Here is a 6,714-nt window from a genome sequence, read left to right as displayed (position 1 = left end):
GGTCGCGCTCGAGGAGGTCGCGATCGGCATGGTCGACACCACCATCACCGCGGCGCGCCCGGCCGGCGACGTGGTCGCCTCCGCCGCCTGACCCGGCGCCTGCGTCAGCGCTCCGGCTGGCAGCTAGGGCACCAGTACGCCGCCCGCTCCCGCCCGGGCTCGCCCACCATCGCGACCGCGATCGGGGTGCGGCACCTGCGGCACGGAGACTTGTCGCGGCGGTAGACCCACATGCGCTCGCGCTCGCGCAGGTTGCCGGTGGTGGACTGGATCGCACGCTCCTTGTTGACCGCGAGCATCTGGTGGGCCCGCCGGACCAGGCGGGCGAGCCGGTCGCCCACCTCGGACACCGGTGTCGTCGGGTGGATGCCGCTGGTGAAGCAGAGCTCGGCCATGTACATGTTGCCGACGCCGGCCAGGTTGCGCTGGTCGAGCAGGGCCTCGCCGATCGGCCGGTCGGGCTGGCTGCGCAACCGGCTCAGCGCCTCGTCCTCGTCCCAGTCGGGTCCGAGGAGGTCGGGGCCGAGGTGGGCGGTGAGGGCGTGCTCCTCGTGGCGCGGCACCACCTCGACGATGCCGAGCGAGAAGCCGACCGCCGATCGGCCCTCGACGCCGAGCACGACGCGTGCCTGGTCCGCGGGGCGCCGCCACTTCTCCCCGGACGGGTAGACGTGCCAGGACCCCTCCATCTTGAGGTGGGTGTGCAGCGACCAGTCGCGCTCGTGGTCGATGCGGGTGATCAGGTGCTTGCCGCGGGAGAAGCTGTGCCGCACGGTTGCGCCGGTGAGGTCCAGGGTGGCGTAGGCCGGGACCCGGAAGTCGCTCACCAGCAGCCGGCGGCCGCTCAGGGCGCGGTCGAGCTTCGCCGCGGCGCGGTAGACGGTGTCGCCCTCAGGCACGCAGCCTCAGCCCCTTGGGGGTCGCCACGAAGCCGGCGGCGGAGAGCGCCTGCCTGATCGGGGTGTCCCCGCCCCCGCCGATCAGCGCCTGGCCGTCGGCCTTCTCGACCGTCAGGCGGCCGAGGGCTCCCCGGCGGGCGGCCTCGGCCAGCGCCTCCATCGCGGGGGTGAGGTCGTCGGGCTCCTCGCTCCACGTCAGGAGGGTGCGACCGCCCCGCTCGACGTAGACGGTGAGGGCGCCGTCGACCACCACGACCAGGGCGCCGGCCTTGCGGCCGGGTCGGTGCCCGCCCGCCTCCCCGATGGCCTCGGGCCAGGGGAGGGCGGCACCGAACGGGTTGGCCGGGTCGGTCGCGGCCAGCGCGACCACGGCGGGCTTGGCGCCCGCCTTGGTGCTGTCGGGCTCGGCGAAGGTGCGCAGCCGGTCGATCGCCCCGGCGCTGCCGAACTGGGCCGCGCCGAGACCCTCGATGAAGTAGCCGCGACGGCAGCGGCCGGTGTCCTCGAAGGCGCTCAGCACCTTGTAGACGCCGGCGAAGCCGCCTGCGACGCGCTCGCTGACGACCGCGCCGCGGGTCACCACGCCGTGGCGCTCGAGCAGGTGCTCGGCGCGGGCGTGGGCACGGCGGGTCGGGTCGCCGTCGCGCTCGGGGAGCAGCGCCCAGCGGCCCGCGGTCTCGGGCGGGCCGGTCCGGACGGGCATCCGGCCGCCAGTCGTGCGCCCCAGCCGGGGCGGCGTACGACGGGTGCGGTGGGAGGGCGTGCCGCTGCGGACGAGGGCACGCAGCGGGGCGAGGGTGTCGTTGGTGACGCGGCCCTGCCAGACCAGCTCCCACAGCGCGGCGGACAGCTCGGCGTCGCTCGTCGAGCCCACCCGGTCGGCGAGCTGGCGGAAGAACCACGCCCCGCCGCCGTCGAGGAGGTCGAGGACGGCCCGCTGCACGCCGGTGGGCTCGTCGGCCTCGACCTCGGGCAGGGTGAGGTGGGCCTGGTCGGCGAGGTGCAGGCTGACCCAGCCGTCGCTGCCGGGCAGGGGCGAGTGGCCGGTCCAGATGACCTCGCCGGAGGCGGTGAGCTCGTCGAGCATGGAGGGCTCGTAGTCGCGCACGCGCGCGGCGAGGACCAGCGGCTCGAGCGCGCTGGCCGGCACCGGGCAGCCGGCGAGCTGGTCGATGGCGGCGATGACGCCGTCGAGCCCGCGCAGGTTGCCGCCGACCCGCTGCCACGCGGGGAGGAAGCGGGCGACCGCAGCCTGGTCGACGGGCTCGATCTCCTGGCGCAGCCGTGCGAGGGAGCGGCGGCGCAGCTTGCGCAGCACCTCGGCGTCGCACCACTCGCTGCCGGCCCCCGACGGCCGGAACTCGCCGTCGAGCACCCGCCCGCGGTGGGCGAGGCGCTGGAGGGTCTGGCGGGCCACGGCCTCGCCCAGCCCGAGGCGGTGGGCCACCTCGGCAGTGGTGAACGGGCCGTGGCTGCGGGCGTAGCGGGAGACGAGGTCGGCGAGCGGGTCCTCGGGGAGCTCGAGGAAGGCGTCGGGCGTGCCGACGGGGACGGGCACGCCGAGACCGTCGCGCAGGCGGCCGATGTCCTCGATGGCGGTCCAGCGGTCCTCGCCGGCCATGCGCACCTGGAGGGCACGCCGGTCGAGCAGGCCCAACCAGCCCTCGACGTCGGCGCCCTCGACGCTGCGCGCGCGGATCTCCTCGACGGACAGCGGTCCGACCAGCCGGAGCAGGTCGGCGACCGCCTCGGCGTCGCGCGCCTTGCGGTCCGGGGCGAGCCACTGCAGCTCGGCCTCGACCTCGGCCAGCACCTCGGGGTCGAGCAGCTCACGCAGCTCCGCGCGGCCGAGGAGCTCGGCGAGCAGGCCCTGGTCGAGCGAGAGCGCCGCGGCGCGCCGCTCGGCGATGGGGGAGTCGCCCTCGTAGACGAACTGGGCGACGTAGCCGAAGAGCAGGCTGCGGGCGAACGGGCTGGGGGAGGTGGTGGCGACGTCGACCACTGCGACCTCGCGGCGCTGGACCCGGCCGAGGAGCGTGACGAGCGCGGGGAGGTCGTACACGTCCTGGAGGCACTCGCGGACGGCTTCGAGGACGATCGGGAAGGACGGGTACTGGGAGGCGACCTCGAGCAGCTGCGCGCTGCGTTGGCGCTGCTGCCACAGCGGGCTGCGGCGGCCGGGGTCGCGGCGCGGCAGCAGCAGCGCGCGGGCGGCGCACTCGCGGAAGCGGCTGGCGAACAGCGCGGAGCCGCCCACCTCCTGGGTGACGAGCTGCTCGATCTCCTCGGGCTCGAAGACGATCACGTCGCCGGTCGGCGGCTCGGCGTCGGTGTCGGGGATGCGGATCACGATGCCGTCGTCGGAGGCCACGGCCTGGCCGTCGACGTCGAAGCGCTCGCGGAGCCGGGCGTTGATCGCCAGCGCCCACGGCGCGTGCACCGGCGTGCCGTAGGGGGAGTGGACGACCAGGCGCCAGTCGCCGAGCTCGTCGCGGAAGCGCTCGACGACGACCTGGGTGTCGCTCGGGACGACCTGGGTTGCCTCGCGCTGCTCGCCGAGGTAGGTCACGAGGTTGGTGGCGGCGTAGTCGTCGAGGCCGCGCTCCTTCACCTGGGCGATCGCCTTCTGGGGCGGCGCGCTGGCCAGCTCGCGGGTGAAGGCGCCGACGGCGGCGCCGAGCTCGGCGGGGCGGCCCAGGGCGTCGCCCTTCCAGAAGGGCAGTCTCCCGGGGATGCCCGGCGCCGGCGTGACGAGCACCCGGTCGTGGGTGATGTCCTCGATCCGCCAGCTGGTCGCGCCCAGCGCGAAGATGTCGCCCACCCGGGACTCGTAGACCATCTCCTCGTCGAGCTCGCCCACCCGGCTCGCCTTCTCACCGACGAGGAAGACGCCGAACAGCCCGCGGTCGGGGATCGTGCCGCCGCTGGTCACTGCGAGGCGCTGGGCGCCGGGCCGGCCGCTGAGGGTGCCGGTGACGCGGTCCCACACGATGCGCGGGCGCAGCTCGGCGAACTCGTCGCTGGGGTAGCGCCCGCTCAGCAGGTCGAGGGTGGCGTCGAAGGCGGCGCGGGGGAGGCCGGAGTACGACGCCGCGCGCTGCACGAGCGCGAACAGCTCGTCGACCTGCCACTCCTCCATCGCGAGCGCGGCCACCACCTGCTGGGCGAGGACGTCGAGCGGGTTGGCCGGGACGGACATCTTCTCGATGGCGCCGCTGCGCATCCGCTCGACCGCGACCGCGGTCTGCGCGAGATCGCCGCGGTGCTTGGGGAACAGCACGCCGCGACTGGTCTCGCCGACTTGGTGGCCGGCGCGGCCGACGCGCTGGAGGGCGCTGGCGACGCTCGGTGGCGACTCGATCTGGATGACGAGGTCGACCGAACCCATGTCGATGCCGAGCTCGAGGCTGCTGGTGGCGACCACGCAGGGGAGCCGCCCGCGCTTGAGGTCGTCCTCGATGACGGCGCGCTGCTCCTTGGAGACCGAGCCGTGGTGGGCCTTGGCGATGATGGTCGCCGCGCCGCTGCTCTGGCCGGACTGGGCCATCACCTGGGCGGGCGGCTTGCCCGGCGTCCTGCCCGCGGTGTCGTCCTCGCCCGCCTGCTCGGCGCGCTCGGTGGCGATCTCGTTGAGCCGCGCGGTGAGCCGCTCGGCCAGCCGGCGGGAGTTGGCGAAGACGATGGTCGAGCGGTGCTGCTCGACGAGGTCGACCACGTGCTCCTCGACGTGGGGCCAGATGCTGGTCGACCGGCCGGGGTCGCCGGAGTCCTCGTCGTACTCCTCGGGCATGGTCATGTCCTCGACGGGCACGACGACGCGGAGGTCCCACTCCTTGGTGCTGGGCGGGGCGACGATCTCGACCGGCTGCGTGCCGCCGAGGAAGCGGGCTACCTCGTCGAGCGGTCGGACGGTGGCGCTGAGCCCGATGCGCTGGGCCGGCTTCTCGAGCAGGGCGTCGAGCCGCTCGAGGCTGAGGCCGAGGTGGGCGCCGCGCTTGGTGCCGGCGACGGCGTGCACCTCGTCGATGATCACCGTGTCGACCCCGCGCAGGGTCTCGCGCGCCTGGCTGGTCAGCATGAGGAAGAGCGACTCTGGCGTGGTGATGAGGATGTCGGGCGGCGTGGTGCCGAGCTTGCGCCGGTCGGCCGGGCTGGTGTCGCCGGACCGCAGCCCCACGGTGACGTCGGGGACGGTGGTCTCGAGCCGCTCGGCGGTGTTGCGGATGCCGGTGAGCGGGGCGCGGAGGTTGCGCTCGACGTCGACGCCGAGCGCCTTGAGCGGGGAGATGTAGAGGACGCGGGTGCGCTTCGACTTGTCGTCGGGGCGCTCGCTGCTGAGCAGCCGGTCGATGGCGTGAAGGAAGGCGCTGAGCGTCTTGCCGCTGCCGGTCGGCGCCACGACGAGGGCGTGCCTGCCGGCGGCGATGGACTCCCACGCGCCCTCCTGTGCCGGCGTGGGGCTCGCGAAGGACGCCTCGAACCACGCACGCGTGGGCGCGCTGATGCGGTCGAGGGCGGTCATGCCCTGCAGTCTGTCATCGGGGTACGACACCGGCCCCGCCCCTGCGGGCGGACGGCAGCCCTCACGTCCGCCTGCTGAAGCGGACGCTGCCGTCGGGCAGTCGGGCATGGACGAAGCCCGTGTCGTGCACCCGTCGGTGGTGGAAGTGGCACATCGGCACGGCGTTGCGCAGGTCGCTGCGGCCGCCGCGCTGCCACGGGTCCCAGTGGTGGAGCTCGCACCAGGCATAGGGACGCTCGCACCCGTCGGCGGCGCAGGTCTCGTGGCCGGTGGCGAGGGCGGTGCGCTGGGTGTCGGTGAAGAGCCGGGACCGGCGGCCGAGGTCGACCGGCACCGACGCCTTGTCGAGCACGACCGGCACCAGCCCGGCGTTGCAGGCGAGGCGGCGGGCCTGGCCCGCCGAGATCTTGTCGCCGGTGTCGAGCCCGGCGGCCTTCAGCTGCCCGCGCAGGACCGCCTCGTCGAGGGTGACCAGGATCGTGGCGGCGGTGGCCGGGTGCAGGTGGTCGGTCGGCAGGTGCTCGATGAGCTCGACGAAGGCGGCGCCGCGAGCGTGGTCCCAGTCTGTCTGGACAGGCGTGCCGGTCTGCGCCTTCGACGCACCCAGCCGGCCCCGCCGCGGAGCCGTCATCGCTTCGATGACCCTGCGGAGCAGGTGACCCTGCATGACCGGGATCGTGAACCGGCCGGTGACCGTGCCGTCGTGGTTGTCGTGGAAGGTCAGCGACGCCCGCGCGAGGGCGCTGGTCTCCTCGTCGTGCAGGAGCGCGTCCTCGTGGGCGTCGACGACCTGCTCGTCGGGCTCGATCGCGGCGAGCGCGCGGCGGGCGACCTTTCGGAGCCGGCTCGGCGACAGGGTCTGCGCCTTCGCGACCAGCGCCTGCTGCACGACCTCGCGCTGGGCGGGCGTCACGGTCGTGGGGAGTCTGCGGTCGGCGTCGACGATGACCGCGGCGTGGGCGGGGGAGATGTCACCCGCTCGGAGCGACTGCCGCACAACGGGGGAGCGCTCCACCTCGGTGGCGAGCCTTACGTCGCGGTTTGCCGCCTGCGGGTCCGACTGCGTCAGCGTCGCCGCCCACGCGGCGGTGCTGGCGGCGCCACTGCGGGTGGCCGTCCTTGCCTTCTCGGCCGCAGCCAGGACATGCAACCGAGCCGCGACCACCGGCGAACCGGAGGTCATCCTCCAGGTGATCAGCCTGTCGCCCCAGGAGTGGGGGATGAAGGCCGTCTTCCATAGTTGATGGGTCCGCGTTGTCTCATTGACCGTGACACTGAATGGGGCGCACACTC

3 protein-coding genes are annotated in these 6,714 nt (G+C 74.3%); all 3 read right to left on the bottom strand.

All coding sequences use genetic code 11. The annotated features are described in order from the left end of the window. Nucleotides 1-104: 104 nt before the first annotated feature. A complete protein-coding gene (locus tag Q9S36_RS47420) occupies nucleotides 105-899 on the bottom strand; it encodes a DNA-formamidopyrimidine glycosylase family protein (RefSeq protein WP_311291702.1) in 795 nt (264 codons plus the stop codon). After that, complete coding sequence (locus Q9S36_RS47415; protein ID WP_311291701.1) at nucleotides 892-5,421, bottom strand: ATP-dependent helicase; 4,530 nt, start codon at nucleotides 5,419-5,421, stop codon at nucleotides 892-894. Before Q9S36_RS47415 ends, Q9S36_RS47420 begins: the two co-directional genes overlap by 8 nt. A 61-nt stretch (nucleotides 5,422-5,482) precedes the next feature. Further along, nucleotides 5,483-6,604 (bottom strand): DUF222 domain-containing protein, encoded by a 1,122-nt coding sequence (locus tag Q9S36_RS47410; RefSeq protein WP_311291700.1) that lies wholly within the window; start codon nucleotides 6,602-6,604, stop codon nucleotides 5,483-5,485. Nucleotides 6,605-6,714: the final 110 nt, after the last annotated feature.

It is taken from the genome of Microbacterium sp. ARD31 (assembly GCF_031844425.1).
Note: the sequence above shows the minus strand (reverse complement) of the source record. Positions and strands in the feature narration are given on the sequence as shown.

Excerpts from the sequence above, each read along its gene's own strand:
- Q9S36_RS47415 (WP_311291701.1), bottom strand. The coding sequence starts at position 5,421 with ATGACCGCCCTCGACCGCATCAGCGCGCCCACGCGTGCGTGGTTCGAG.
- Q9S36_RS47410 (WP_311291700.1), bottom strand. The coding sequence starts at position 6,604 with ATGACCTCCGGTTCGCCGGTGGTCGCGGCTCGGTTGCATGTCCTGGCT.